Source organism: Nocardiopsis synnemataformans (assembly GCF_965343085.1).
GTDB lineage: Bacteria > Actinomycetota > Actinomycetes > Streptosporangiales > Streptosporangiaceae > Nocardiopsis > Nocardiopsis alborubida.
Window position 1 is genome coordinate 12,957 of the sequence record NZ_CBDRFA010000077.1, and the last position, 26,174, is coordinate 39,130.

At 71.1% G+C, this 26,174-nt stretch carries 30 protein-coding genes; 12 read left to right on the forward strand and 18 right to left on the reverse strand.

The window, feature by feature from the left end; translation table 11 throughout:
• Window positions 1-109 precede the first annotated feature (109 nt).
• Both ACSIH6_RS31910 and ACSIH6_RS31915 read left to right on the forward strand, forming a co-directional pair.
• Window positions 110-349 (forward strand): hypothetical protein, encoded by a 240-nt coding sequence (locus ACSIH6_RS31910; RefSeq protein WP_435112058.1) that lies wholly within the window; start codon window positions 110-112, stop codon window positions 347-349.
• 141 nt (window positions 350-490) lie between these two features.
• Entirely contained in the window at window positions 491-715 is a 225-nt protein-coding gene (locus tag ACSIH6_RS31915) for a hypothetical protein (RefSeq protein WP_435112059.1), read from the forward strand.
• Between the two features lie 258 nt (window positions 716-973).
• On the opposite strand, the gene ACSIH6_RS31920 is transcribed toward ACSIH6_RS31915, so the two are convergent.
• The 3 genes from ACSIH6_RS31920 to ACSIH6_RS31930 form a co-directional block, all read right to left on the reverse strand.
• Entirely contained in the window at window positions 974-1,405 is a 432-nt protein-coding gene (locus tag ACSIH6_RS31920) for a hypothetical protein (RefSeq protein WP_435112060.1), read from the reverse strand.
• The gene (locus ACSIH6_RS31925) at window positions 1,402-1,758 is read right to left on the reverse strand and encodes a hypothetical protein (protein ID WP_435112061.1); all 357 of its coding nucleotides are present in this window, start codon (window positions 1,756-1,758) and stop codon (window positions 1,402-1,404) included. The genes ACSIH6_RS31920 and ACSIH6_RS31925 overlap by 4 nt, the downstream gene beginning before the upstream one ends.
• 505 nt (window positions 1,759-2,263) lie before the next feature.
• Entirely contained in the window at window positions 2,264-3,043 is a 780-nt protein-coding gene (locus tag ACSIH6_RS31930; protein WP_435112062.1) for a GntR family transcriptional regulator, read from the reverse strand.
• Window positions 3,044-3,073: 30 nt separating this feature from the next.
• On the opposite strand from ACSIH6_RS31930, the gene ACSIH6_RS31935 reads away from it, so the two are divergent.
• On the forward strand, window positions 3,074-3,526 hold the full coding sequence (locus ACSIH6_RS31935) for an NUDIX hydrolase (RefSeq protein WP_435112063.1): 453 nt from the start codon (window positions 3,074-3,076) through the stop codon (window positions 3,524-3,526).
• 25 nt (window positions 3,527-3,551) lie between these two features.
• Here ACSIH6_RS31935 and ACSIH6_RS31940 read toward each other — a convergent pair whose 3' ends face one another.
• Window positions 3,552-4,196: a TIGR02391 family protein gene (locus ACSIH6_RS31940; protein ID WP_435112064.1), complete on the reverse strand. Its 645-nt coding sequence runs from the start codon at window positions 4,194-4,196 to the stop codon at window positions 3,552-3,554.
• A 1,054-nt stretch (window positions 4,197-5,250) separates the two neighbouring features.
• On the opposite strand from ACSIH6_RS31940, the gene ACSIH6_RS31945 reads away from it, so the two are divergent.
• Window positions 5,251-5,475 (forward strand): hypothetical protein, encoded by a 225-nt coding sequence (locus ACSIH6_RS31945; RefSeq protein WP_435112065.1) that lies wholly within the window; start codon window positions 5,251-5,253, stop codon window positions 5,473-5,475.
• A gap of 197 nt (window positions 5,476-5,672) precedes the next feature.
• On the opposite strand, the gene ACSIH6_RS31950 is transcribed toward ACSIH6_RS31945, so the two are convergent.
• Both ACSIH6_RS31950 and ACSIH6_RS31955 read right to left on the reverse strand, forming a co-directional pair.
• Complete coding sequence (locus tag ACSIH6_RS31950; protein ID WP_435112066.1) at window positions 5,673-5,903, reverse strand: hypothetical protein; 231 nt, start codon at window positions 5,901-5,903, stop codon at window positions 5,673-5,675.
• Window positions 5,900-6,256 (reverse strand): hypothetical protein, encoded by a 357-nt coding sequence (locus ACSIH6_RS31955; protein WP_435112067.1) that lies wholly within the window; start codon window positions 6,254-6,256, stop codon window positions 5,900-5,902. The genes ACSIH6_RS31950 and ACSIH6_RS31955 overlap by 4 nt, the downstream gene beginning before the upstream one ends.
• A 155-nt stretch (window positions 6,257-6,411) precedes the next feature.
• On the opposite strand from ACSIH6_RS31955, the gene ACSIH6_RS31960 reads away from it, so the two are divergent.
• From ACSIH6_RS31960 to ACSIH6_RS31970, 3 genes are all read left to right on the forward strand, one after another.
• Window positions 6,412-6,654, forward strand: coding sequence for a GntR family transcriptional regulator (locus ACSIH6_RS31960; RefSeq protein WP_097633576.1), 243 nt, complete (start codon window positions 6,412-6,414; stop codon window positions 6,652-6,654).
• Window positions 6,644-6,847: a hypothetical protein gene (locus ACSIH6_RS31965; protein ID WP_435112068.1), complete on the forward strand. Its 204-nt coding sequence runs from the start codon at window positions 6,644-6,646 to the stop codon at window positions 6,845-6,847. Before ACSIH6_RS31960 ends, ACSIH6_RS31965 begins: the two co-directional genes overlap by 11 nt.
• Before the next feature lie 74 nt (window positions 6,848-6,921).
• Window positions 6,922-7,296 carry a VOC family protein gene (locus ACSIH6_RS31970; protein WP_435112069.1) on the forward strand — a complete coding sequence of 125 codons (375 nt, stop codon included), beginning with the start codon at window positions 6,922-6,924 and terminating at the stop codon, window positions 7,294-7,296.
• 34 nt (window positions 7,297-7,330) lie between these two features.
• Here the strand turns inward: ACSIH6_RS31970 and ACSIH6_RS31975 are convergent, their stop codons facing one another.
• The 3 genes from ACSIH6_RS31975 to ACSIH6_RS31985 form a co-directional block, all read right to left on the reverse strand.
• On the reverse strand, window positions 7,331-8,257 hold the full coding sequence (locus ACSIH6_RS31975; RefSeq protein ID WP_435112070.1) for a universal stress protein: 927 nt from the start codon (window positions 8,255-8,257) through the stop codon (window positions 7,331-7,333).
• A 178-nt stretch (window positions 8,258-8,435) separates the two neighbouring features.
• Window positions 8,436-9,344: a universal stress protein gene (locus tag ACSIH6_RS31980; protein ID WP_435112071.1), complete on the reverse strand. Its 909-nt coding sequence runs from the start codon at window positions 9,342-9,344 to the stop codon at window positions 8,436-8,438.
• A 100-nt stretch (window positions 9,345-9,444) separates the two neighbouring features.
• Window positions 9,445-10,980 (reverse strand): MinD/ParA family ATP-binding protein, encoded by a 1,536-nt coding sequence (locus tag ACSIH6_RS31985; protein WP_435112089.1) that lies wholly within the window; start codon window positions 10,978-10,980, stop codon window positions 9,445-9,447.
• Window positions 10,981-11,801: 821 nt separating this feature from the next.
• On the opposite strand from ACSIH6_RS31985, the gene ACSIH6_RS31990 reads away from it, so the two are divergent.
• Together ACSIH6_RS31990 and ACSIH6_RS31995 are read left to right on the forward strand one after the other, a co-directional pair.
• Window positions 11,802-12,776 (forward strand): NAD(P)H-quinone oxidoreductase, encoded by a 975-nt coding sequence (locus ACSIH6_RS31990; protein ID WP_435112072.1) that lies wholly within the window; start codon window positions 11,802-11,804, stop codon window positions 12,774-12,776.
• Window positions 12,777-12,809: 33 nt separating this feature from the next.
• The gene (locus ACSIH6_RS31995) at window positions 12,810-13,355 is read left to right on the forward strand and encodes a bacterial proteasome activator family protein (protein WP_435112073.1); all 546 of its coding nucleotides are present in this window, start codon (window positions 12,810-12,812) and stop codon (window positions 13,353-13,355) included.
• Between the two features lie 142 nt (window positions 13,356-13,497).
• Here ACSIH6_RS31995 and serS read toward each other — a convergent pair whose 3' ends face one another.
• Window positions 13,498-14,769 carry a serine--tRNA ligase gene (gene serS, locus ACSIH6_RS32000; protein WP_435112074.1) on the reverse strand — a complete coding sequence of 424 codons (1,272 nt, stop codon included), beginning with the start codon at window positions 14,767-14,769 and terminating at the stop codon, window positions 13,498-13,500.
• 111 nt (window positions 14,770-14,880) lie between these two features.
• Between serS and ACSIH6_RS32005 the strand changes: the two genes are divergently transcribed.
• Entirely contained in the window at window positions 14,881-15,054 is a 174-nt protein-coding gene (locus ACSIH6_RS32005; RefSeq protein ID WP_435112075.1) for a mechanosensitive ion channel, read from the forward strand.
• A gap of 162 nt (window positions 15,055-15,216) precedes the next feature.
• Here the strand turns inward: ACSIH6_RS32005 and pheA are convergent, their stop codons facing one another.
• From pheA to ACSIH6_RS32040, 7 genes are all read right to left on the reverse strand, one after another.
• A complete protein-coding gene (pheA, locus tag ACSIH6_RS32010) occupies window positions 15,217-16,164 on the reverse strand; it encodes a prephenate dehydratase (RefSeq protein WP_435112076.1) in 948 nt (315 codons plus the stop codon).
• 95 nt (window positions 16,165-16,259) lie between these two features.
• Window positions 16,260-17,525 carry a DUF4446 family protein gene (locus tag ACSIH6_RS32015; protein WP_435112077.1) on the reverse strand — a complete coding sequence of 422 codons (1,266 nt, stop codon included), beginning with the start codon at window positions 17,523-17,525 and terminating at the stop codon, window positions 16,260-16,262.
• A 36-nt stretch (window positions 17,526-17,561) separates the two neighbouring features.
• Window positions 17,562-18,410, reverse strand: coding sequence for a glycosyltransferase (locus ACSIH6_RS32020; protein ID WP_435112078.1), 849 nt, complete (start codon window positions 18,408-18,410; stop codon window positions 17,562-17,564).
• 12 nt (window positions 18,411-18,422) lie between these two features.
• A complete protein-coding gene (locus ACSIH6_RS32025) occupies window positions 18,423-18,779 on the reverse strand; it encodes an STAS domain-containing protein (protein WP_013156254.1) in 357 nt (118 codons plus the stop codon).
• Between the two features lie 112 nt (window positions 18,780-18,891).
• Window positions 18,892-19,509 carry an ATP-binding protein gene (locus ACSIH6_RS32030; protein ID WP_435112079.1) on the reverse strand — a complete coding sequence of 206 codons (618 nt, stop codon included), beginning with the start codon at window positions 19,507-19,509 and terminating at the stop codon, window positions 18,892-18,894.
• Between the two features lie 124 nt (window positions 19,510-19,633).
• The gene (locus ACSIH6_RS32035) at window positions 19,634-21,619 is read right to left on the reverse strand and encodes a sensor histidine kinase (RefSeq protein WP_435112080.1); all 1,986 of its coding nucleotides are present in this window, start codon (window positions 21,617-21,619) and stop codon (window positions 19,634-19,636) included.
• A gap of 74 nt (window positions 21,620-21,693) precedes the next feature.
• Window positions 21,694-22,026, reverse strand: coding sequence for a rhodanese-like domain-containing protein (locus ACSIH6_RS32040; protein ID WP_168444216.1), 333 nt, complete (start codon window positions 22,024-22,026; stop codon window positions 21,694-21,696).
• A gap of 78 nt (window positions 22,027-22,104) precedes the next feature.
• Between ACSIH6_RS32040 and ACSIH6_RS32045 the strand changes: the two genes are divergently transcribed.
• Window positions 22,105-22,656: an SSI family serine proteinase inhibitor gene (locus ACSIH6_RS32045; RefSeq protein WP_435112081.1), complete on the forward strand. Its 552-nt coding sequence runs from the start codon at window positions 22,105-22,107 to the stop codon at window positions 22,654-22,656.
• A 73-nt stretch (window positions 22,657-22,729) separates the two neighbouring features.
• On the opposite strand, the gene ACSIH6_RS32050 is transcribed toward ACSIH6_RS32045, so the two are convergent.
• Window positions 22,730-23,353 carry a TenA family protein gene (locus ACSIH6_RS32050; protein ID WP_435112082.1) on the reverse strand — a complete coding sequence of 208 codons (624 nt, stop codon included), beginning with the start codon at window positions 23,351-23,353 and terminating at the stop codon, window positions 22,730-22,732.
• A 349-nt stretch (window positions 23,354-23,702) separates the two neighbouring features.
• Between ACSIH6_RS32050 and ACSIH6_RS32055 the strand changes: the two genes are divergently transcribed.
• Window positions 23,703-26,123: a beta-xylosidase/alpha-l-arabinosidase gene (locus ACSIH6_RS32055; RefSeq protein WP_435112083.1), complete on the forward strand. Its 2,421-nt coding sequence runs from the start codon at window positions 23,703-23,705 to the stop codon at window positions 26,121-26,123.
• The last annotated feature ends 51 nt before the right edge of the window (window positions 26,124-26,174 follow it).

The following is a 26,174-nucleotide window of genomic DNA, read 5'->3' on the forward strand; positions in this document are numbered from 1 at the left end:
TGTTCGGCTATCTGCCGGGCCAGCGGCTGGACCAAACAACCCGGTCCGCACGCTCCCGGCCGTGACAGACGGCGTCAGCCCGTCCCGACGGCAACCACGGAAGGCCTGTATGAGAGCCATCTCGAACCACCCTCAGGAACGAATGACCTGGTGGCAGAGCATCAGCCCGTCCTTCACCGTGCTGGCAGGCATCTGCATCAGTATTTCCGCGCTGATGCGCGAAGACCGATTGTTCCTCGTCCTGGGCGTACTGGTCGCGGTGTCCGCAGCCGCCATCCAGGGCTACTGGCTGCTGCAGATGTACCGGCACCGGCGTCGCGGTCCCACGCAACCGTCCGAGGAGACATAGCCGTGCGCCACCACGCTGGCGTACCGTGCCCGGCCGGGGGCCTGACAGATCGGGGCAGGGTCGACCACCCCGCCTCGAACGCTCTCCCCCGCCCATGGGAGTCGGCATCAGCCCGCCCGATGGCAACTGCGAGGTGAACCGATGAGGTCTTTCTACCTGGGCTGGTTCTACCTGGTGTTGGGCTTGGCGTGGGCTGGCGCAGGTGTAGCGCGGTTCTGGTTGAAGGGGCCGATGGGGGTCCTGTGGTTCTACCCGGTCCCCGCCTTGGGCTTCTCGGCGATCGGGGTCGTGTTCTTCCGCCAGCACCGACGTGAGCGTTCCCAATCCACCTCCTCAGGCGAGAGGGCGCAGGACTCCGACCCGTAGTTGTTCGCTATAGCGATGCTCTCTGCTGCACGGGAGACGTACGGCGATGAATCCGAACGGACATTTCGTGAGATCAGGGCGGTGACAAGTCAGAAGCACCACTCGCCGAACAGCGCTCTACGGCAAAGCGGCACAGCGGAGGGCACACACGCAGGAGTGCACGTCGCCGCGAAGAAGGGACCCGCGTGCCCTGGGCCCCGTGGTCTCGAAGAGACATCAGGGCACGCGGGGGTCTGAGAGGCGCCGTGGGAAGGACCCTCAGAAGGGTTGCCAGTCCTGGGCTCGCTGCACGGTGTACACGGACAGGTTGTCCACCGTCGCCCCGCACACCGCCCGGCGTTCGAACTCCACCAACGCGGCGGCCACCAGCGACACGTCATGGCGGGCGGCCGACTCGGGGGCCGAGAGCACCGGGGGCACGACCCGGCGGACGTGGTTGCACGCCGCCCCGCCCGCGTCGTGGCAGAGCCCGACGACGTAGGTCAGCCGCAGACGCCGCAGCGCGAGGGACGCGGGCAGCACGCACCGGTACCGCTCCACCAGCGGGGTTCCGTCCGGGCCGGTGGAGAGGGCTTCGTAGGTGATGGAGTCCCAGTCCTCGGAGGAGATGCGCACCCGCACGCCCTGTTCCCGTGCCCAGGCGGTCAGGGTCTCCCGGTCGGCGATCGGAGCGGAGGGTTCGGTGGTCATCGCCGCACCGCCCCGACCGCGATGGCCGTGCGCACCAGGTCACGCAACTCGGCCATGTCGTCGAGGGCGGGAGTCGAACGCGCGATCTGCACCAGCAGATTGATCCCCCGCCGGTCCCGTTCGGCCCGCTGTGCGCGGCGCCGGTGCTCCAGGTGGGTGTAGGGGCCGCGTTGGAGGGAGTAGGCGCGGGGGTCGCCCGTGTCCATCACGATGGGGTCCGGTGCGGGCCACAGCTCCGACCGCGCGGGTGCGGGCAGGTAGTAGGCCCGGGGGCCGGTGCGGTGGTGCCTGCCGTGTCGTTTCGGTCGAATCAGAGTCACCCAAGCCCGAATCAGGGCGATAAGGTCGCTCACGTCAGCCTGCTTTCCTCAGGTTGGCCGCGCCCCCGGATGCCTAGCCCGCGTCGCGGGGGTCGGTTGTCTGTGGTCGGTTGCTCCGGTGACCGGTAGCCATCCGGCAGGAGCGTTCTCCGCCCTTGTGGGTCAGGAGTCCGTACCGGTCCCCCGGCACGCGGTGCACGCCACGACGCGTGTCGCCGGTTCCCGTGTGGTCGAGGAGCGCAGCACTACCAAGCGCCGAGAGCGGACGGTTTTGCGTCCGCGTCCACGACAGGACCTGCACCGCTTCGGTTCAGAGACGGCGGCATCCACCAAGCACGCTCCAGGGGGACATGTGGCGCGCCGCTTCACCAGGTGGCCAGTGCGCCGCTCACGCCAACGGACTACAGAACACCCCTATACATGAGACCGTCACATGCACTCATGTATATGGGTTGTGAGATTAGGTTGCCTCACTCATGTACATGAGTCAACCCTGTGGAGCACAGAAGCTTGCCCGAGGAGGCAGGGAACGGGTGCCTCAGTCCGTGGCGGGGATGCGGTAGTCGAGCACGAACTGGTCGGCGGCCATGATCGTGTCGCACACCTCCACCACACGGCCGACCGTCGTCACGGCGTTGCGCGTCAGATGGATGATCGCGGAGCCGGGACTCAGACTCAGGGCACTCGCCTCCTGCTTGGTGGCCAGACGCGCCCGCACGGTCTCGGTGTACTCCACGAACTCGTGCCCGTGTTCCTCCAGACGAGCGTAGATGCCACCGCCGCCGGGGTTCTCCTCGAAGAGTTCGGGGATGTCCCGCGCCACGTCCCACGGCAGATAGGAAGTCGCTTCCTCGGTGGGGGTGCCGTCGCTGAAGTAGAGGCGACGGCGGGCAAGCACCTTGTCGCCCTCGTCCACGCCCAGGCGCTCAGCGATCTCGGCGGGAGCGGGAACGGGCCCGATGGAGAGGACCTGAACGGTGGGCTTGACCCCGGCCTGTTCGGTCTCGGCGATGTAGGCCGCCTTGCCCGCACGGCGGTGTGAGCGCCGGAAGCGGTCAGAGGACTTGCGGGTGACCGGGGGCCGGGACTTCACGAAGGAGCCCTTGCCCTGGTACGTCTCCACCAAGCCGGTCGTGCGGAGCTGGGCCACGGCCTTGCGAACCGTGCCCGAAGAGACGCCGTAGCGCTCCATCAGCGCGGTCTCACTGGGGATCTCCTCGGCGGGAGCCAGCCGCCCGGCTCTGATCTGCTCTTCGATGTCGTCCGCGATCTGGAGGTACCGGGGCTTCGCCGACCGCGCCCCTACAGTGCTCGCCATAGTCCTTCTGTTCCTCCTATGCTCCTGCACATGAGTAACAGCACCGGAGACAAGCCGTCAACGCCGCTGCACTCCGTGTCCGTAGCGGGAGCCGTCATCCGCGAGGACGGGCGGATGCTGGTGATCAAGCGCAGGGACAACGGCAACTGGGAACCGCCCGGCGGAGTACTGGAGCTGGACGAGACCCCAGAAGAGGGCGTAGTCCGCGAGGTCCTAGAGGAGACCGGCATCCACGTCGAGGTGGAACAGCTCACGGGCGTCTACAAGAACATGGCCCGCGGAATCGTGGCCCTAGTCTTCCGTTGCAAACCAACTGGAGGCATCGAGCTTCCAACTTCAGAGTCCACGGCAGTTGAATGGATCACAGAAAAAGAGGCGTCAGAACGAATGACGGAAGCGTACGCCATCCGCCTATTAGACGCAAATAAAATCCATGAAACCCATGTCAGATTCCACAATGGAAAAAATCTAAACGCGCGATAAAAGAATCACAATGCCAGAGGTGGGCCTAGTCAACTGAATAAATTTCAGAATCGGAAATCCATCTCGCAAAAACACTAAAAGAAGAAAGGTACTCCATTGCCTCCTGCTCTCCCCAGTTTGTGAATTCCTTATGTGAGGCGGGATTCCTGATAGCCCTAAAGCAGCCAACACCATAGAATTTAACCCCCTCCTGGAGACTTCTCCAGGTAGGATCACTGCGATCACCAGGCATCCACAACCTAGGCTTTCCTGTCTCAGCTGGCTTTATATCGAATACCTGCATAACCAGATCTGACTCTGCTATATCATTTCTCCCAGACTTCTGTTGTATCCTCGCATTTATTGAACGCGCTGCAGCGTTGACAGCCTCCTGATAAGCCGAAGCGAGCCAGAGCTGCTCGGCCGACCTCCAAACCCAATCATGCAATTTTCCAGCAATAGCAACCGGACCATCCGGAGCTAGCGCCGATTCCATCTCTTCAAAGTTTGCACATATTCCATGAACCCTGAGCGCCTGGTCTCGAAGATCTCTCCAGTAATCCTGAGTTCTACTATATTTAGCCCTCTCGATTGACCTTATTCCGCAAGCCTCGACTATTCTGTGAACCACTATTTCATGATTGATAAGCTTTATCTCTGCGATTCTCCATATTGCGCCTTCATAGTCCAATAAAGTATCGTCGACTATGTCATTTGCTTCGTCGATAAATTGCCCAAGACAGCGAGCCATCCATCGATAATCCAAAATCACATCTCTTTTCATTGCCGAGTCGGACTGTATGGGATCAAGGCGACGGCGCAAGCGCCGTCGCAGCGGTCTGCGGCCGCCGCTCGGGCTGCGGGCTGCCGCCCGGTCCCGAGCGCGCCCGCAGACCGCACACCAGAGGACTTCTCTCGGACAGGCCCGACAGAGCAGGGGCCAGAACTGACCGAGTCAGGCCATCGTGCCCGATGACCTGCGTATATGTCAGAGCTTTTGGTCCCGAAACGGACGGATGTGCTCACCTGTCCCGAGGCACCCGTCAGCGGGCTACGACCGTCTTGGGGGACCGACTCCAGCGCTGACGGGCACCTCGGCCCGAAAACGTGGTACTTGGTTCCATATGGTTGCTGTAGTCGTGGTTGAGGTGAGCAAAATGAACACGGCCCAGCCCACGCACGCTAGGCCGACCAAGCCCCAAGGAACGAACGTCTGTGCCCGCTAGGGCCACAGCAGCCCACCCCGTCGCATCGCACATTCATCGCACATGGCTCCGGGAAGGGACCGGAAGCGCTGGGAAGCCCTCGGAACATCCGCGCAGGTCACAAGGTGATTCGTGGGTTTGTCGACAGGTCGCCAAGCCCCCTCGGTACAACGAGACTTCGTGGGTTCAAATCCCACACCCTCCGCAGTGACGAGGGTCGGGGTGGGCCCACTCGGTGGAAGGACGGAGCTGGGGCGGTGACTTTCATCGGACCGGCATCTATCAAAGGATAGGGATGGAAACTTTGATAGATAGGCGATCCGTTCAAGGATTCCTCCGACCGGAACGGACACCAAGGCCACGGACGGCGGCATGGGACAGCCAGGGATGACGCGAAACGCTGCATGCCGCGTCCCAGCGGCCCCGACATGTTCTTGACAGCCTGTTCGGTCAGCTCAGGTGACAATGGTTGCGCGAAGCGTTCGGCACGGGTGGCCTCACACGTAGGCGTCGGCATCACCCCCGAGAACCAGAGGTGCCATGAAAGCCCTGTCCGGCCTGACGAACCTCATCAGCACGACCTTGCTGGGCATGCTCACAGCGGCGAACGTGGTCCAGGGCCATCTTCTGCTGGCGGTGTTGACGGGCGTGGCGGCGGTCTGCACCGCCATCGCGAGCGTCCGTTGGTACCGGCGGGCGTACCGGGAGCAGGTCGTCCGCAACAACGAGGGCACAGACCATTCCGCCACACCCTCCCCGGAATGACGTCCGCCGCCGTGGCCACGCACCTGCGTACCAGCCGATTCGTCGTTTTGTCGACAGGTGGTTAAGGCCCTCGGTACAGCAGGGTTTCGTGGGTTCGTATCCCATAACCCGCAGAACCGAGGGCCCTCGCCCATCCCTTCTGTCAGTCTTCCGAGAAGTCCTCGTCGGCCGCAGGTGCTTCTCTTCGGGCCCGGCAGTCAGCTGTCGCGGCCACCTGCCGTGCGCCACGGCTCGGGCAGCGGCCCGCCCGCGCGCAGGTGTGCGTCCAGCAGCGACAGCAGCCGGTCGGCCTCATGCAGCGCCGCATAGGCCTCACCTGCGTGGCGCGGTCGCGTCCGCAGTGCCTCGGACAAGGCGTCGTACAGGTCCGTGGCGGTGTCCGGTCCGGGTGCGGATTCGAGGAAGCCCGGCGGAGTCGGCGTGCTCACGAGACCGCCCCCAGACCCGTCAGGAGGTCCCCCACCGGCTGACGCCGCGCCTCGTGGGCCAGGTAGTAGCCCCGCACGAAGGCCTCCGGCGGATCGACCGGGGGCAGCGGCTCACGCCGGGTGCCGTCGGGAGCTGGGCGCGGAGCGGGGACCGGAGCAGGGACCGGAGGGAGAGGAGCCGGTGCGCTCGCGACCGTGCCGGGATCGACGGCGTAGCGGCGCACCCGGGAGGCGCGGCGCCTGCGGGCCTCGGCCCGTACTTCCCGGGCGAGGACGCGCGGCGCTGCATGGAGCCCCCGCGCCGGGCGGAGGCAACGAAGGAGGACGGCCACCAGGGCCGTTACGATGTGCACTTGTCTGCCTGCTTTCACCAGGTGGACTGGGCCCGGGGTGTTCGCCGCACCACCGGGCCGCCTCATGTCAATTACCGATAATAGACCAGTTCAGCTATAGCACGCTAGGCATGCCAGCATTGCTAGGTGTTCTGAGGATGCCTAGCGTCCCTGACATGGAATGGCGTGAGGGTCTGCCCAGGTGGGTGCAGATAGCGGACGAGCTGGAGAGACGCATCCGAGAGGGCGAGTACCCGCCCGGGAGTCGCGTCCCGTCGGTGCTCAAGCTCATGGACGAGTTCCAGGTGGCCTCCGCGACGGCGCAGAAGGCGCTCTCCGGGCTGCGCGACCGAGGGCTGACGCGTACCGAACCGGGGATCGGGTCCACCGTCCGGGAGTCCCCACGGCATGCGACCTGAGCGGCCGCGCCCATGGTTCCTGATCCTCAGCATCGCCCTCGTCGCGTGCAGCGCCGCGTGGATCGCGCTGGGCCCTGACCTGGGCGGCTGGCTGACCTTCCTCGCCTGGGACGTCCTCATCACCTGGCTGGTCTGTCTGGGGATCGCCGTCCGCGACCACACCAGGCCGAGGAAACCCCACTGCGGACAGTGACCGGCGCCCAACCGCTCCGATGACGTGTCGACATGTCGCCGCATCGTTGCGGTCCCGGTGGCAGGATGCAAGCCATGATCGGACGACTGCACACCATCGCCCTGGACTGCCCCGACCCCGGCGCGCTCGCGGACTTCTACGCCGAGCTGCTCGGACTCCCCGTCACCAAGCGCGAGGACCACTGGGTGGTGGTCGGGGAGGCCTGGCCGCGGCTCGCCTTCCAGCACGCGCCCGACCACAGGCCCCCGGCGTGGCCGGACCCCGCGCGGCCCCAGCAGGCGCACCTCGACGTCTGGGTGGAGGACATCGACGCGGCCGAGGAGCGCGTGCTGGCGCTTGGGGCGCGCAGGCTCGCGGTCGCCGAGGACGACCCCCGTAACCTGTTCCGGGTCTACGCCGACCCCGCCGGGCACCCCTTCTGCCTGGAGTACGCCGCCAAAGACGCCTGAACCCGCCCGGGGGCGCCCGGACGGGCGTCCCCGGCTACTCCTCCTCGGCGTGGTGCGGAAGGATCACCACCGGAATCTCGGAGTGGTGCAGCACCCCCTGGCTGACCGAGCCCAGGAGCAGCCCGCGCACGCTCCCCCGGCCACGGGAGCCCACCACGATCGCGTCGGCGCCCTCGGCGGCCCCCATCAGCGCGTTGACCGGGCTGTCCTGGGTGCGCACCACACTGACCCCGAAGTCGAGGTCCTCGCGCCGCCTGCCGGTGACGTCGAGCAGCATCTCTCCCACCAGCTCCTCGGACTTGCGGTCGAACAGCTTCTCCTGGGGCTCGTAGCCCATGGCGGTCATCGCCATCGGATCGTAGGGGTAGGGCACCTCCCAGCTGTTGACCACGACGAGCTCGCCGCCGCTCTCCCGCACCAGGTCCACGGCCAGGCGCAGCGCCCGGCGGGCGTTCCTGGAACCGTCCACGCCGACCACCACCCGGCCGAGCGAGGTCGTCGCGGGGCTGCCCCCGTGCGAGGGCACCACCACGACCGGGCACGCCGCCTGGGCGGCCACGCGGATGCTCACCGAGCCCACGAACACCGACGCGAACGTGCCCAGGCCCCGCGTGCCGAGCACGAGCAGGTCGTGCGCCCGGCTGTGGCTCAGCAGCGCCAGCGGCGGCTCCTCCAGGGCGGTCTCGGTCTCCACCGTCACCGACGGCCGGACACGGCGCACGTGCTCCGCGGCCTTGGTCAGCACCTCGTCGGCCTGGTCCGAGATCTCCGCGGTGGGATCGAAGCGGGCGGGCACGGACCCGGCCGACACGATCAGCGGCATTCCCAGCGCGTGGACGGCTCGGAGCAGCACGCCCCTGCGGTCCGCCTCGGCGGCCGCCCACTCCAGCGCCGCCCGTGAGTGGTCGGAGCCGTCGACGCCGACCACGACCCTGGGCGAGTGCTCCTCGTTGCTTGGCATGGTTTCCCCCTTGGTAACGCTGTCCATCATCGCCGGGAAGGACGGCCGTTCCCGGGAGCGGCACGGACCCCCGTCGGTCCACCCGTTCCCCTCAGATCGTCCCCGGACCACCGTTCTCCCTGCTGAGCCGCCCTTCCCCCTCCGGCCGCTCCTCCGGTCGTCGGTCCCTCCCCGGCGGTCACTCGTCCCCCGACCGCGGCGGCAGGACGGCCACGGGCACCGGGGCGTGTTGCAGCACCCCCTGGCTGACCGAGCCCATCACCAGCCCGCGCACGCCCCCGCGTCCGCGCGACCCCACCACCAGCAGGTCCGCGTCCCGCCCCGCCTCCAAAAGGGCGTCCACGGGGTTGGCCTGCGTCCGGATCGCACTGATCTCCAGGTGCTCGGTCCGGTCGTCGACCACCTCCGCGAGCAGGCCAGCGACCACCTCCTCAGACTGGCGGTCGAGCATCTCCTCGTGCAGGGCCCGGGTGTCGGCGGCCAGCGACTCGGTGTCCGCGGGCAGCGGCACCTCCCAGCTGTTGACCACCACGACCTCCGAGCCGCTCACCAGTGCCTCATGGAGGGCGAAACACAGCGCGCGGCGGGAGGACTCGGACCCGTCCACACCCACCGCGACGCGGCCGCGTCGCGGCGGCGGCTTCTCCCGGTTGGGGACGACCACCACGGGACAGGGCGCGTGGGAGGAGGCGCGCACGCTGATCGAGCCCAGCATGATCGCCCGGACCCCGCCCAGTCCCCTCGAACCCACCACGACGACGTCCTCGGGCAGGGCGTCGTTGAGCAGGACCGCGGGCGCGTCCTCCGGTGCCAGGACGGTCGCCACGTCCAGCCCGGGCCGGGCGCGGTGCGCGTACGCGGCGCCCGCGGTGAGCAGGTCGTGCCCGGCCTCCCGCTGGTCCTCGACGGCCACGCGTCCGGCCGCCCCGTAGGCGCCGATCACCACCGGCATCCCGAGGCCGTGCACGATCCGCAGCTGCGTGCCGCGCCTGGCCGCCTCCTCGGTCGCCCAGACCAGGGCGGCGTGGGAGGCGGGTGTGCCGTCCACACCGACCACGACCGCGGGCGGACGTTCCTGTGCGTTCATCCCCAACCCCTTCCCCCTTGTCCTTCCCCTGTCCGAAAGCGGGCCCCGGAAAACAGGGAGGAGTCAAGGAGGGGCCGTCCGCGCGCCGCCCGCGGCCGCCTCACCTCTGCCAGGCGAACGCCTCCCCGACCGACGCGGCCAACTGGAGGTAGGCGTCCCGCGTGGCGGGGGCGAGCCGTTCGAGGTCCACCTCAGCGCCCTCCTCCAGGTGCCCGTCCCAGGGCACCCGCACCACGTCGCGGCACCGCCCGGCGAAGTGCTCCTCCAGCCGGTTCAGGTCCACGCTGCTCTTGCTGTCGGAGCGCACCATCGACAGCACCACCACGGCGCTGCGGACGAGGGCGCCGTGGCCGTGCGCCTCCAGCCAGTCCAGGGTGGCGCTGGCGCTGCGGGCACCGTCCACGGACGCCGAGCTGACCAGGACCACCTGGTCGGCCAGTCCCAGCACCCCGCGCATAGCCGAGTGCAGCAGGCCGGTGCCGCAGTCGGTGATGCAGATGGAGTAGAAGTGCTCGACGATCCGTGAGACCTCCCGGTAGTCGGCGTCGCTGAAGGCCTCGGAGACCGCCGGGTCACGGTCGGAGGCCAGGATCTCCAGCCTGCTGGGCGCCTGCGAGGTGAACCCGCGGATGTCGGCGTAGCGCGACACGAGATGGCGCTCGTTGAGCAGGTCTCGGATGGTCGCGGCGGTCTCCAGCCGCACCTTGTCGGACAACGTGCCGCGGTCGGGGTTGGCGTCCACCGCGAGCACCCGGTCGCCGCGCAGGGAGGCCAGCGTCGCGCCGAGGGCGACCGTGGTGGTCGTCTTGCCGACCCCGCCCTTGAGGCTGAGCACGGCCACCCGGTGGTGCCCGGTCGCCACGGGCGTGCTCGCGCGGGCCACCAACTCACGCTGGCGCAGCACCTTGGCCGACTCCCCCGGGTTGACCAGGCCCAGGGTGGCGGCGTGCACGGCCCGGCGCCACCCGCCGCTGGGGCCGTGGCGCCGGTTGCGCACGAGGGTGGCCGCGTTGAGCGCGTCGGAGGTCTGCCGCTCCTGTTCGGGGCGGCGCTGGGCCGGTGAACCCGGGGGAGCGGGCGGGGCAGACGGCGGGGCAGGCTGCGGCGCGAGGTCGGCCCGGGGCCCGGTGAGCGCGGACGGCGGCTCGGGAGCTCGGGGCGGTGCCGGACGGACGGGTTGGCCCGATGGAGGCATGGACCGGAAGGGACCGGGGTCCTCGTCCAGCCACGCGCCCAAACCCGTGTCACGTCCCGTGTCCTGTGCGGACCGGGGAGCGGGGCCCGGGGCGGGCCCGTTCCCCTGTCCACGGACGGGGCTCGAAACGGGCCCCTGACCAGGGCCTGGACCGGTTCCCTGAACGGAGCGCGGACCGGGCCCCTGGAGAGGACCTGGACCCTGAACGGAGCGCTGACCCGATCCCGTCTCCGGCCCCGCCGGAACCGGCCCCGTGGCCCGCGGTCCGCCCCGGGCGTCGTCGCGCTCCGTCTCCAGGGGAGGCAGCTGCTCGGGTTCGGGCACGTCGGAGTCGCGGCGCGGCCTGCGGGGCGCCAGAGGGTCCTCCCCGCCCGGCCGGGTGGGACGCTGGAGGCGCTGCCGCTGCGGGCGCTGCGGGTGTCTGCGTGCGGCTCCCGGCAGCAGGCGGAGCGTGCCGTCCTCCTCGCCGTCGTCGCCGTCGTCGCCGTCGGCGGCGTCTTCCGCAGCGGCGGCGGAAGCCCCTGAGCCCGCGAGGAACTCCGAGGGCCCGGAGGCGCCGGAGGGCCGTGGGGACAGCAGCGGCTTGGATCCCGCGGAAGACCCAGGAATGCCGGAGTCCTCAGATACCTCGGGAGAGCCGAAAATCCCAGGAGCCCCATAAACCCCAGAAGAAGCTAAGGGAATCTCGGCCTCAGGCTCCTCCAGAACCCCCTCCGGCTCGGGGACAGCAGAAACCCCAGGAGGCTCAAAAGCACCAGAGGACGTCCGCTCCGGTTCCCCCCCGAACTTCTCCGCCCCACCCGCATCATCCGCCGGAGGCGGCGTCTGGTGCCCCGCTCCCAGCAGCGACGTGTCCTCGGGCAGCCGGGCGTAGGGCGGCGGAGGCGGCGCCTCGCCCTCGAAGCCGCCGAACCACTGGTCGTGGGGTGAGGGCTCGTGCGCGGTCGGCCCCGGCGCGGCGGCGTCCGGGTCGTACTCCTCCGGGTCACCCGCCGAGCGGTCCGGTTCGACGTGCTCCCCGGCCTCGGGTCCGGGGCCCGCCTCAGAGCTTCGACCCGACCCGTTGTGTTCCTGGTGTGCCACCGGAGTTCTCCTGCTTGAAGGGGGCTTGCTGTGGAGGGAGGGGTACCCCAGCGGGGAAGAGACGGGATCCGCTCCCGGGATCACTCTTACCCGCCCGGCCCCACCGAAGCATCCTCACGAGCAGGTGAACAGAGGAATCCGTTGCCTGCCGTGGAACCTCCCCGGGTACTGTCTGGCTCATGCACGCGATCCGTATCAGCGAACCGGGCGGACCCGAGGTCCTGGCCTGGACCGAGGTTCCCGATCCCGTCCCCGGCGAGGGGGAGGTCCTGGTGGACGTGGCCGCGAGCGCGGCCAACCGGGCCGACGTCTCCCAGCGCCAGGGCAACTACCCGCCGCCGCCCGGCGCCTCCGAGTACCCCGGGCTGGAGTGCTCGGGCACCGTCGCCGCGCTCGGCCCCGGCACCGAGGACTCGGGCTGGTCCGTGGGTGACCACGTGTGCGCCCTGCTGTCCGGGGGCGGCTACGCCGAGAAGGTCGCCGTCCCGGTGGGCCAGCTGCTGCCGATCCCCGCGGGCGTGGACCTCGTGGAGGCCGCCGCGCTGCCCGAGGTGGCCTCCACCGTGTGGTCCAACCTGGTGATGGTCGGCGGCCTGCGCGCCGGGGAGACCGTCCTGGTCCACGGCGGCGGCAGCGGCATCGGCACCTTCGCGGTCCAGTTCGCCCGCGCCCTGGGCGCCCGGGTGGCGGTCACGGCGGGCAGCCGGGAGAAGCTGGAGCGCTGCCGCGAACTGGGCGCGGAGATCCTGATCAACTACAAGGAGGAGGACTTCACCGAACGCGTGCGCGAGGCGGGCGGCGCCGACCTCGTCCTCGACATCATGGGCGGCTCCTACCTGGACGCCAACCTGCGTTCGCTGGCCACGAACGGCCGCCTGGTGATCATCGCGCTGATGGGCGGACGCCGCGCCGAGGCCGACCTGGGGCGTATGCTCGCCAAGAGGCTCTCCGTCCACGCGACGACCCTGCGTTCCCGCCCCCTGGAGGAGAAGGCTGCCATCGTCTCGGGAGTACTCGAGCAGGTGTGGCCGTTGGTAGAACAGGGAGTCGTCCGCCCCGTCATCGACCGCTCGGTCCCGATGCGGAACGCGGCGGAGGCGCACCGCGTCATGGAAACGAGCGCGCACACCGGAAAGATCCTTCTTCCCCGTTGACAGCGTGCCGGTGACATCCACGTAAGGGGACTGATGAGCAGCGCAGAGAACCCGGAGGAGCAGGCTCGGATCCTGGTCATGGGAACCGACCGCGACGGGGACGGCGAGGAGGGCGCGGAGGAGCCGCGCACCCTCGCCGACATGGTGGAGCAGCCCGCCAAGGTGATGCGGATCGGCAGCATGATCCGGCAGCTCCTGGACGAGGTCAAGGCCGCTCCGCTGGACGAGGCGAGCCGGGCCAGGCTCAAGGAGATCCACACCTCGTCCATCAAGGAGCTGGAGGACGGTCTGGCCCCCGAGCTGATCGAGGAGCTGGAGCGGCTGACCCTGCCGTTCGCGGAGGGCGCGGCCCCCAGCGACGCCGAGCTGCGCATCGCGCAGGCACAGCTGGTGGGCTGGCTGGAGGGGCTGTTCCACGGCATCCAGACCACCCTGTTCGCCCAGCAGATGGCGGCCCGCGCCCAGCTGGAGAACATGCGCAAGGCCCTGCCGCCCGGCATGGCGGGTCTACAGGCCCAGGGGCCGGGCGCTCCCGGCGGCCTGGACGAGGAGCCGCACGGCTCCGGTCCGTACCTGTAACCGGTCCGTACCTGTAACAACGAGCGCGGAGCCCGCCCCCGGCCGGGGGCGGGCTCCGCGCGTACCGGTGCCGGGTTCTGCGGCTCGACGGCCGTGAGGACGGGCCCGCTGGTTCCGGGTGTCCGCTGCCGGACCCCGGGTGCTACCTGCCCCTGGCGACCGGCTCCAGGACGTCGCGGCCCAGGTAGGGGCGCAGCGCCTCGGGAACCACCACGGAGCCGTCCTCGCGCTGGTGGTTCTCCAGGATGGCGACGATCCAGCGGGTGGTGGCCAGCGTGCCGTTCAGGGTGGCGGCGAAGCGGGGCTTGCCGTCCTCGCCCCGGAACCGCACGTTGAGGCGGCGGGCCTGGAAGTCGGTGCAGTTGGAGGTGGAGGTCAGCTCCCGGTAGGTCTCCTGGGTGGGGACCCACGCCTCGCAGTCGTACTTGCGGGCGGCGCTGGTGCCCAGGTCGCCGCCGGCGATGTCCACCACGCGGTAGGGCAGCTCCAGCTTGTCCAGCATCTCCCGCTCCCAGGCGAGGAGCCGCTTGTGCTCCTCGTGCGCCCGGTCCGGGTGGGTGTAGACGAACATCTCCACCTTCTGGAACTGGTGGACGCGGATGATGCCGCGGGTGTCCTTGCCGTAGGAGCCCGCCTCGCGGCGGAAGCACGGCGACCAGCCGATGTAGCGGTTGGGCAGGGCGTCGGCGGACAGGATCTCCCCCGAGTGGTACCCGGCCAGCGGCACCTCGGAGGTGCCCACGAGGTAGAGGTCGTCGGCGGGCAGGTGGTAGACCTCGTCGGCGTGCGAGCCGAGGAACCCGGTGCCCTCCATGGTCTCGGGCCGGACCAGCACCGGCGGGATCATCGGTGTGAAGCCCGCCTGGACGGCCTGGTTCATGGCCATGTTGAGCAGCGCCAGCTCCAGCTGGGCGCCCACGCCGGTGAGGAAGTAGAACCGGGCCCCGGAGACCTTGGCGCCCCGCTCCATGTCGATGGCGCCGAGCATCTCGCCCAGTTCCAGGTGGTCGCGCGGGGTGAAGTCGAACGAGCGCGGGGCGCCGACGGTCTCCAGGACCCTGAAGTCGTCCACGCCACCCTCGGGCGCGCCCTCCTCCACGAGGTTGGGCACACCGGACAGGAGGGCGTCCAGCTCGTCGGCGAGACGACCGGCCTCGGCCTCGGCCTCCTTGACCTCGGCGGCCAGCGCCTTGGCGCGGGTCAGGAGTTCCTCGCGCTCCTCCGGGGATGCCTTGGAGACGGACCTGCCCACGCTCTTCTGCTCGGCGCGCAGGGTCTCGAACCGGGACAGCGCGGAGCGGCGGTCGGCGTCGAGCCCGAGCAGGCGGTCGGCGACGGAGGGGTCCTCCCCCCGGGCCCGCTGCGAGGCGCGGAGTCGTTCGGGGTCTTCTCGAAGAGCGCGAAGGTCGATCACGTCTTGCAGGTTACCGCCCGGGCCCCATCCTCCCGACATCTTTTCCACAACCGCGTCATGGAGGCCCGGTGACCTCGTCCTTCCTGTGACAGACCCAGGAGGGGGACGACCGTGAAGCCGTTGAACGAGATGACCGCCGAGGAGCTCACCCGCGTGCTGGAGGTGCTGGAGGCGACGCGTCCTGAGGACTTCGCGCTGAGGCTGGCGCTGTGCCTGGAGCTGGACCGCGCCGACGCGGGGGAGGAGGTCCGCTCGGGCGGCCCGATGGAGGCGGCCCGGGTCTGAGAACCGGGGAACCGCCGGACTCGGGGAGGGGAGCGGGACGGTGGCCCCGGCGGACGAGGGGGGCGGGCGGCCAGCGGTCGGGGCCGCCCGCGGACGCCGGGGCCGCGGAGAGAAGAGGAACCGTTCCCGGAGCCGGAGCCGGGGTCGGAGGCGGGATCGGCCTCAGTCGATCTGACCGGCGCGGACGCGCGCCAGCCACTGCTCGGCCTCGGCGAAGTCGGCGTCGGTGGTCGGTCGGGGCCGCAGCAGTGGATCGTTCTCGGCGGCCCGGCCGCTGCGCGGATAGCTGCCCAGGAAGCGCACGTCCCGGCACACCCGCCGGATGCCCATGAGCGCCTCGCCGACCCGTGCCTCGGCCACGTGCCCCTCGGCGTCGATGCAGAAGCAGTAGCTGCCGAGCCGGTCACCTGTGGGGCGCGACTCCAGCCGGGTGAGGTTGACCCCGCGCACGGCGAACTGGTTGAGCACCTCGATCAGGGCGCCGGGGTGGTCGTCGGCGATGAAGGCGACGAGCGAGGTCAGGTCGGCTCCGGTGGGCGCGGGCAGGACGCCGGGCCGGGAGAGGTAGATGAAGCGGGTGGCGGCGTCGGAGCGGTCGCCGATACCGGATGCCAGGGCGTGCAGTCCGTAGCGCTCTCCGGCGATCACGGCGCAGATGGCCGCGTCGTAGGGCGCGCCGGGCTCGGAGACGGCGCGCGCGGCGGCGGCCGTGGAGGAGACGGTGTGCGTGTCCGCGTCGGGCAGGTTGCGGGCGAGCCAGCCCCGGCACTGGGCGAGGGCGTGGGGGTGGGTGGCCACCCGCTTGACGTCCTCCAGCACCGTCCCGCCCCGCGCGAACAGGGCGAACTCGACGGGGACCGCGGTCTCACCGGTGACGAGGAGCGGATCGCCGTTGACGAGTTCGGCGATGGTGGCGCTGACGCCGCCCTCGACCGAGTTCTCCAGGGGGACGACGCCGCCGTCGACCGCGCCGGAGCGGACCGCGTCGAAGACCGCCGCGACCCCCTCGCAGGGGACGCGGGCCCCGTCGGGCGCGTCCGGGCGCAGGTCGCGCAGTGCGGCTTCGGTGAAGGTGCCCTCGGGGCCGAGGTAGGCGTAGCGGTTGGGCATAACACCAGGCTATACGGACCGGTGCTCCGGGTGCGGCGGTTCGGGACGCGACGCGGGCCCGGTGCCGGGGCCGGGGCCGGGTGGCTTCGGTGCGGTCACCCGCGCGCCTCCGACGCGGGGTCGTCCGCCGCCCGGGCGCCGTTCCCGCCGGTCTTCTCGCCGGCCGGGTCCCCTCGACGCGGCTCGGCTGCCGTCGCGGTCCCGGTGGCGGAGGCTCCCGTGCTCCCCGCCGCGGTGGCGGAGGCCCCCGACCGCACGGTGACGTTGGCTGAGACGGTCGGCCTCGCCGCTCCGACTCCCGACCGCACGGCCTCGACGGGGGCCCGGCGGTCGGCGCCGACGCGTCCGATCGTCCTGCGGATGACGGAGACGAGGCCGCGGGGTTCGCGCTCCTCCCGGTCGTCGCCCGTGGCAGCTGAGTCGGCCGACGCTGCCGAGACGGTCCCGGATGGCGGGGCGGTCCGGGCTGGCGGGGCTGCTGAGGCGGCCTCCGGGCCATTTCGGTCGTCGCCCGTGGCGAACGCGGCAGCGGAGGAAGCCTGAGCTGGTGGAGCTGAAGTAGCTCCGGTGGCCGTCGCGATCGCCTGTCCGCCCGCGACGGACGGGGCGGGCGAGGCTGGCGTGACCCCAGAATCCTCTCGGTCATCATCCGCGCCAGACACGGTCGCGGAGGCCTTCCGTGCTGACGGGCCCGCGTGAGCCGCTTCCACGTCCTGTCGGGCCGCGTCCGTGCGGGTCGGGGCCGCCGGGGCGGCCTTGCGCCGCTTCCGCTCCGCGCCCTCCTCAACGGCCTCCACGGCATCGGTCTCGACGTCGCTCCCGGCGTCGGCCTCCGCGTCCTCACGCGCGCCGCGCTCCTCGTCCCGTCCGGCCGAGAACCCGGACTCGTCCCGGGCCGCGGGCGGAGGCACCGGCTGGACACCGGCGGAGGACACCGCCCGCGTCGGGGGACTCCCCGCGGCGGCGCCGACGCCCTCCCCCAGGCGGGCCGACCGGACGACCCGGTACTCCTCCGGGCTGAGCAGGGTGTCGCAGTCCCCGCCCACCACCGCCTTGGCGTAGGTGCGCGACTCGGTGCGCCCGTTGATGGAGGTGACGACGACGCCGTCACCCTCGCTGTTGAGCAGCGCCAGGGAGAAGGAGCGGGCGCCCGACATCTCCTCCAGGGCGTCGTAGTGGAGCACCGCCACGTCGCGCACGGCGAACGGGTCCACGCCCGAGGCGCTGACCGCGGTCGCCCGCTGGGCGAGTGCCTGGGACTCGCTGCTGATCACACGGGTCCTGGACAGCGCGTGCCAGCCGAGGGCGAGCGCACCCAGTCCCGAGAGCATTCCCGTCAAAGCCAGGATCGTAGTGAACACGGAGCGAGCGTATAGCTACACACTGCACTCATGGGGTTACTTCGGGCGGTTTCTCCAAGTCATGTGCCCGATTTTGCGGGACAGTTGCCGTCCCGACGTGCGCGTGCGCTCACGGATCCGACCCCATCCCCGCCGCACGGTGGGCCGCAGTTCGCGCACCGCCAGCGCCCGGGCCACGTCCGCGAACTGGTGGGCCCGGTGCAGCTGCGCGCGCAGGTCGGTGCCGGTGGCCCGGTGCTCCAGGGGCACCTCCACCTCCAGCACCCGGTATCCCGCCCTCAGCACGTCGATGGTCAGGCCGGTCTCCACGCCGAAACCGGGGGCCAGCGGCCTGGCCGCCTCGAAGGCGGCGCGCGTCAGGCAGCGCTGGCCGTTGAGGGGCTGCTCGGGCTCCCACCCGGTGGCCTTGCGGACACCGCCGCGCGCGAGACGCACCACGAACCCGTGGCCGCCCAGGCGCATGCGGGTCGCGGGGAAGAGGGCGATGGTCATGTCGGCCTTGCCGTCGCGGACCGGTTCGACGAGCGGCGCCGCCTCCGCGGCGGTCGCCTCCAGGTCGGCGTCCAGGAACAGCAGGTGCCGGGGGGAGCGCGGGGATCCGTCCCCCGCCTCGTGCTCCTCGATGAGCCGGACGCCCTCCGCGCCCGTCTCCATCGCGGCCCCCTTGCCGCGGTTGCGGCTGTGCCTGAGCACCCGGGCCCCGGCTTCGAGCGCGACGTCGGCCGTGCGGTCGGCGGAACCGTCGTCGACCACGACGACCAGGTCCACCCCGGGCAGTGCGCGGACGGCCCTGACGGTGCTGCCCACGCGCACCGCCTCGTCCTTGGCGGCGATGACCACGGCGATTCCGGCCCCCTCGGGACCGGCGCCCTCCCCACGAAGCACGCGCGTCCCGTTCTACTGGGCGGTGCCGGTCCCCGCGGCCACCGGCAACGCGTCGAGGTCGGGGTGGATGACGAACACCGCGTCCAGCCCGGTGACCTCCAGGACCTTGGTCACCGCGGGCCTCGGCGCCACGAGTTCCAGGTCGCCGTCCTTGTCACGGGAGCGCTTCATGGCGGAGAGCAGCACGCTGATGCCGGTCGAGTCGCAGAACTCCACCCGCGACATGTCGACGACCAGCCGCCGTGCCCCGTCCTCCAGGGCTCCGATGAGCTCGTCACGCAACTGGGGTGCCGTGTACAGGTCGATCTCACCGCCCACGGTTACCACCGCGACGTCTTGCTGAGACCGGCTTGATATCTTCAACTCCACAGTCGTGACTGTAGCGGCCGCACCAGCGCCGGGCCACCTCGCTGGCGGTGTTTCGCGACATCGGTGACGTTCCTCCGCTGGTGGCGGCGCCGCCACCGCGGAGCGGGCTCCCTCAGAGCAGGGCGCTCCGGGCCCTCACGTTGTCCGCGGCGCCCAGCCGCAGCTCGACGACGTCGGCGGCGTCCGGGTACGGGTTCGTCGTCCCGAAGCCCTCCGGCAGTCCCCGGGCCGTGTCCTCCTCCTCGTCGGCGGAGCCCTCGGCGGGGATCTCCAGGACCGCCCAGACCGTGGTGGTGGTCGCGTCCATCTCGGTGCCCCAGCGGCCGGACAGGGACTGGACGATGCCCAGACCCCGGCCGCCCAGGCCGGAGACCGAGGGCCGCGCCACCCGTGGCATGGTGCTGGAGCCGCCGTCGCGTACGGCGATCTCCACCCAGCCGCACGCCCCCGACCCGCGGTCCACCTCGGCCCGCCAGGACACGCCGACGCTGTCCTCGGGATTCTCGGGGGTGGGCAGGGGTCTGGCATGGCGGAGGGCGTTGCTGACGAGCTCGCTGAGGACGAGGGCCGCGTCGTCCACGCACTCCTCGCTGATCCGCAGGGCGCGGAGGTCGCGGCAGAGCCGCTGCCTGGCACCGGCCACGGTGGCGGGGGTGTGGGGGAGCGTGACGCTCCGCTCGACCTTGTGCGGGCGGTCACCCGCGTCGAGTGGGGTGTGGTCTCCTGACACGTCGAAATCCCTGCGCGTTGGTGCTTTCTCGGGCCGTCCGGAACCCGCCCGATGTGTGCCAGCGAATTCCACCAGGGGTGGAAATGCCCCGTTCACCTCGGGAGGAAACCCACCGCGAGATGAATCACGGAGTACGACTCGCACGTCGGCGCGGGGATCGCTGACGGGACAGGGGTTCAGGGGTTGATGAGGTTTTTGTTGTTTCCTGGGGCTCAGGTTGCCTGTGGAGCGGTTCGCTGCGTGTGGAGGGCTCCGCGCCCTCACCGGGGTACAGCGGCACGGTGAACCGCATGCGCGTCCCGCGCTCCAGGCGCTGGGCGGTCACGTCGCCGCCCTGGTCCCTGGCCAGCTGGCGCACGATGTAGAGGCCGAGTCCGAGTCCGCCGAAGCGGGACTCCTCGCCGCGCACCCCGGACTGCACGAAGCGGTCGAAGATCCGCTCCTCGTCGCCCGGGCGCAGCCCCACGCCCTCGTCGTCGACCACGACCGCGACGGCGTCGCCCTCCTCCCGCGCGCTCACGCGCACGGCCCCGCCCCGGGGCGAGAACTTGAGGGCGTTGTCGAGCAGCTGGTCCATGATCATGCTCGTGGCCAGCGGGTCGCCCGCCGTGGGCGGAAGGTCGGGCAGGTCGTCCAGGGTGACGTCGTGCCGGTCGGACAGGGGCCGGAAGGCGCTGACCGCCTGCCGCAGCACCTCGGGCAGGTCGAACCGGTCACGGCCGACCCGCATCTCGCCGCGCGCGACGTCCGAGCCCAGCTGGAGCCGGTCCACCAGCGCGGCCAGGGCCGAGGAGCGCTCCGCGATGGTGCCGACGGCCTGGTACTGCGAGTCCGGGCTGAGCCGGGACCACTTGCGCAGGAGCGTGGTGGCGTAGCCGTGGATGACGGTGATCGGGGTGCGCAGCTCGTGCCCGCTCGTGGCCAGGAACGCCTCGCGCTCGTCCTCCATGGCCTTCTGCGCGGTGATGTCGCGAAAGTCCACCACCCACTCGTGGGTGCGCGGGATCTGCGCCATCAGGATCTCCAGCCAGCGGCCGTCGCGGAGCTTGTGCTTGACCGGCTGGCCGTGGCAGGCGGGCAACGGGAAGGGAGGGTGGCGCCCCTCCATCACCTCGGCCGCGTAGCCGGTGAGCTCCACCGCCGACCGGTTCCACTTGCGCACCCGGCCGCCGAAGTCGAGCACGGCGATCCCGTCGGCGCTGGAGTCGGCCACGGCCTGTTCGTGGACACGCTGGCGGTTGAGCTCCTCGTAGGCCAGCGCGTTGCCGATCGCCACCCCGGCGTGCGCGGCGAGCAGTTCGAGCAGCTCCAGCTCCACGTGCCCCACCTTGCGCTGGCTGTAGAGCGCGTACAGGGCGCCGTAGGGGCGGCCGTGCACGTTGGACACGCCCAGCGCGATGGTGTGCAGCCCGGGCAGGTCGGCCCAGACCAGGTCCTGGAGTCCGCGGGTGTCCTCGTTGGCCAGCAGCACGGACTTGCCGCTGCGCAGCAGCTCGCCGAACAGGCTGTCGTCCAGCGCCGAGCTGAACCCCTGGAGGTCCTCCGACAGCTCCGAGATGCTGACCAGCTCCACGCGGTCCTCGTTGAGCAGGACGAAGCCGCCCGCGTCGGCCCCGGTGAGCTCGGTGATGCCGCGGGAGATGCGGTCGAGCACGGTCTTGAGGCTGAGGTCGGCGTTGATGTCGACGACCACGTCGGTGAGCCGCCGCACGAGACGGGCCCGCTCCATCGCCGAGGAGCGGGCCTGCACGTCGCTGTCGGAGGGGTAGAGGTTGAGCACCCACCCGGCCACGCCGCCGTCCGCGCCGGGCACCCGGTTGGTGTTGATCCGCACGTCGACGACCGTGCCGTCCCTGCGCACCCGGCGGGTGTGGATGGACAGCGGGGTTCCGGCGCGCACGTGTTCGAGCACCGCGCCGTGCTCGGCCCGCAGCTCGGCGGGGACGATCGGCAGCTCGCCCCCGAGCACCTCCTCCGCACGCCAGCCGAACAACCGCTCGGCGGCCGGGTTCCAGAGGGTGACTCGGAGTTCGCTGTCGACGCAGACCACCGCGTCCGCTGAGGCGGCCAGCACGGCTTCGGCGCTGAGGGGCGCGCGCTCGGAACTCACGACGTCATAGTGCCACCCGGAAGCGGCCCGGGGGCAGGGCTTTGCGCAATCGGAGCCAAAACGGCTCCGGTGCGCTAGATCACCCGGGGTTCCGCGCCGCCCTCCGCGGCCATGCCGCGTCCGGCGTGTTCCCAGGCCTGCATGCCGCCGGAGACGTTGACCGCGTCCCACCCGGCCTGGTTCATCGCCGCGACGGCCTGCGCCGACCGGCCCCCCACACGGCAGACGACGTAGACCCGCTGGTCGCGCGGGACCTCGCCCGCGCGCTGGTTGAGCTGGCCGAGCGGGATGTGCGTCGCGTCGGGCGCGTGGCCCGCGTTCCACTCGTCGTCCTCGCGGACGTCGAGGAGGTAGGCGCCCTCGGGCACCTCGGTGACGTTGGCCTCCGGAACACCGCTGCCGAACATGTGACCCCCTGTATCCGTGCACTTCGAAAAATGTGAGATGCGGGGGAACCCGTCGGGAACCCCCCGCGTCCGAACTGTATGGCTCAGCACACCTTCGCGACGGCCCCGCCGACCCGCCTCGCCGCTCTCGCAGCCCTTGGCCTGCTCCTCACGGCCTGCGGCAACGAACCCGCCGAGGTGAGCGCGCCGGCATCCGAGTCCGCACCCGACGAGACCAGTCCCTCCGCGTCCCCCGACGGCCCCTCCTCCGCCACGGACGCCCCCGCCCCGGGGGAGACCGGCGGCGGGGAGGCCGAGACCAGCCTCACCATCGAGCGCACCCTCAGCGGCGACGAGGGCCTGGTGCCCGCGGAGGGCTACGAGGAGGGGGTGTGGACCCTCACCTGCTCCCCCGCGGGCGGCGACCACCCCGATCCCGAGGCGGCGTGCGCCGAGATCGAGGAGGTCGGCACCGGCCCCTTCACCAGCGGCGACACCTCCGACACGATGTGCACGATGCAGGTGGGCGGACCCGAGGTCGTCCACGTGACCGGGCACGTCGGCGGGACCGAGGTCGACACCGAGTTCAACAAGCGCAACGGCTGCGAGATCGAGCGCTTCGAGACCCTGTCCACGGTGCTCAACCCCTGACGGGGGCGGCACCCGAAGGCAGAACGGGGAGCCGGGCCGCGCCGCCCGGCTCCCCGTCGCGCGTGCGCGCGGCTCAGCCGGTGCGCGCGGTGTGGGGCGTGTCCCAGAAGGCGACCTCGTGGCGCATGCCCTCCAGGAAGAAGCGCTCGGCGCGCCCGGGATCCGGGGCGGCCTCCTCCAGCATCCGCCCGTAGTGCTCGGTGAGGGTGGTGAACTCCGGGTCGGCGTAGGTGTCGACCCATCGGCGGTAGCGCGGCTCCTCCGGGCGGTCGTCGGCGAGCGCGAGCCCGAGCTGGTTGTATCCCCACATGCACGGGTACACGGCGGCGAGCCCGTCGCGGTAGTCGGCGGCGGCGTCGAGCAGCCAGGCGGTGTAGGCCGCGCATGCCGGACCCTTGTCCCGGGTGGTCAGGTCCGCGCCGAACTCCCCGGACAGTGAGCGGTGCAGCTCCAGCTCCTCGTTGAGGGTGCTGTGCGCGATGCCCACCAGGTCGGCGAGGTGGTCGTCGGGGGCCTGCCAGGCCAGCCGGGAGAAGGCCCGCGCGTAGTCGAGCAGGTAGAGGTGGTCCTGCTCCAGCCAGTACCGGAAGGCGCGCTCGTCCAGGTCCCCCCGGGCGATCCCGGCGACGGTCGGGTGCGCCAGCTGCTCGGCGACCAGCGGCCGCCCGATCTCATGGAGTCGTTCGAGAATTCCCACGCCCGAAGTGTCCCATCTGTCCTTTCGGGAACTCCGGGCGGCCCGGACGGCCTGGACAGCGTGACCCAGCGTCCTTTCCGAAACTTTCGAGCTCTTTCGGGTTCCCCTGGATCCGCCTGGCGAAACCCTTTCACGGCAGCCCATTGGCCCCTTTCGAATGCCGCAGGTCAACACCTACATGTGACCTATATCTCTCGTAGGGGTTGACCTGCCTACCGCGACTACGTACATTCTCCGTCAGTAAGTTTCGATACTAGTTTCGAAAGTTTCGGAGTTCCATGGCGCGCGGGCCACCACCCGGACACACGACATCCCCGCATCCCCACTGAGCACAGAAAGGCCCACCCACATGACCGGACCCTCGGAACACGTCGCGGACCGGGAGGCCGCCGACGACGGTTGGCGGGACCCCTCCCTCCCCGACGCGACGCGCGTCGAGCGACTGCTGGGATCGATGACCCTGGAGGAGAAGGTCGCCCAGCTGCACGGTGTGTGGGTGAGCGCGGACGCCTCCGGCGAGGCCGTCGCACCGCACCAACACGACCTCACCCAGGAGCCCCCCGCCTGGGAGAAGGTCATCGAGCACGGCCTCGGCCAGCTCACCCGGCCCTTCGGCACCCTCCCGGTCGACCCCGCCGCCGGCCGGGCGTCGCTGGCCCGCAGCCAGCGGGAGATCATGGCCGCCAACCGCTTCGGCATCCCAGCCCTCGCCCACGAGGAGTGCCTGGCCGGGTTCGCCGCCTGGACCGCGACGATCTACCCGGTCCCCCTGGCCTGGGGCGCCAGCTTCGACCCCGACCTGGTCGAGCGGATGGCCGCGCAGATCGGTGAGAGCATGCACCGGGTCGGCGTCCACCAGGGCCTGGCCCCCGTGCTGGACGTGTCCCGCGACCCCCGCTGGGGCCGCACCGAGGAGACCATCGGCGAGGACCCCCACCTCGTGGCGACCGTGGGCACCGCCTACGTGCGCGGCCTCCAGTCCGCCGGGATCGTGGCCACCCTCAAGCACTTCACGGGCTACTCGGCCTCCCGCGGCGGCCGCAACCTCGCGCCGGTCTCGATCGGCCCGCGCGAGTTCGCCGACGTCCTGCTGCCCCCCTTCGAGATGGCCGTGCGCGACGGAGGCGCCGGGTCGGTCATGTCCGCCTACAACGACAACGACGGGGTGCCCGCCGCCGCGGACACGCGCCTGCTCACCGGCCTGCTGCGGGACCAGTGGGGCTTCGAGGGCACCGTGGTGGCCGACTACTTCGGCGTCGCCTTCCTCCAGACCCTGCACCGCGTCGCCGACTCCGCCGAGCGGGCCGGCGCCCTGGCCCTGACCGCGGGCGTGGACGTCGAACTGCCCACCGTGCACTGCTACGGCGACCTGCTCACCGCCCTGGTCCGCTCGGGCGAGGTGTCCGAGGAGCTGGTCGACCGGGCCGCCCGGCGCGTGCTCCTCCAGAAGTGCGGGCTGGGCCTGCTCGACGCCGGGTGGTCCCCGGAACCCGAGGACCCCGCCGTCCCCGTGGACCTGGACCCCGCCGAGCACCGCGCGCTGGCCCGCGAACTCGCCGAGCGCTCGGTGGTCCTGCTCTCCAACACCGACGACGCGCTCCCCCTGGCCGACACCGGGGACCTGGCCCTGGTCGGACCGCTCGCCGACACCGCCGACGCCGTGCTCGGCTGCTACTCCTTCCCCGCCCACGTGGGCAGGCGCCACCCCGGCACCGCCGTGGGCGTGGAGATCCCCACCCTGCTGGAGTCCCTGGGCGCCGAACTGCCCGGCGTCCGCGTCGAGCACCGCGCCGGGTGCTCGGTGGACGGCGACTCCACCGACGGCTTCGCCGAGGCCCTGCTGGCGGCCGGGCGCGCCCGGGTGTGCGTGGCCGTGGTGGGCGACCGCTCCGACCTGTTCGGCCGGGGCACCTCCGGCGAGGGCTGCGACGCGGAGGACCTGCGCCTGCCCGGGGTCCAGCAGGAGTTCCTGGAGGCCCTGGCCGACACCGGAACCCCCGTGGTCGCGGTGGTGGTGTCCGGACGGCCCTACGTGCTGGGCCCGGTCGCCGACCGGCTGGCCGCCGTCGTCCAGGCCTTCCTCCCCGGCGAGGAGGGCATGCCCGCGGTGGCCGGGGTGCTCTCGGGCCGGGTCAACCCCAGCGGGCGCCTGCCGGTGTCCGTGCCGCGCACGTCCGGCGGTCAGCCCGCCACCTACCTCGGCCCCGACCTGGCCCACCGCAGCGAGGTCAGCTCGGTGGACCCGACCCCGCGCCACCCCTTCGGCCACGGCCTGTCCTACACCCGGTTCGTCTGGGAGGACCCGCGCGTGGACGCGGGCCCCGTCCGTCCGGGAGAGGTCCCCCGGGTGGGCACCGACGGGGAGGTCACCGTCGGCTGCACCGTCCGCAACGTCGGCGGCACCGCGGGGACCGAGGTCGTCCAGCTCTACCTGCACGACCCCGTCGCCCAGGTGGCCAGGCCCCGCAGACAGCTGGTCGGCTACGCGCGGGTGCACCTGGAGGCAGGGGAGGCGCGGGCGTTGGACTTCTCCGTCCACGCCGACCTGGCCTCCTACACCGGCCCGGACGGGCGGCGCGTCGTCGAGCCCGGCCGCCTGGAACTGCTGCTGTCCGCGTCCAGCGAGGACGTCCGGCACACCGTGCCGGTCCTGCTCGACGGGCCCACGCGCGTCGTGGACCACACCCGGCGCCTGGCCTGCGGGGTCCAGCTCGACCCCGTCGACCAGGACGAGCAGGCCGACCGGAAGGAGGTCGCCGCACGCGGCTGAGCGGTGGGGGCGCGCCCCCCACCGCCCCCCCCCCCCCCCCCCCCCAAGCCC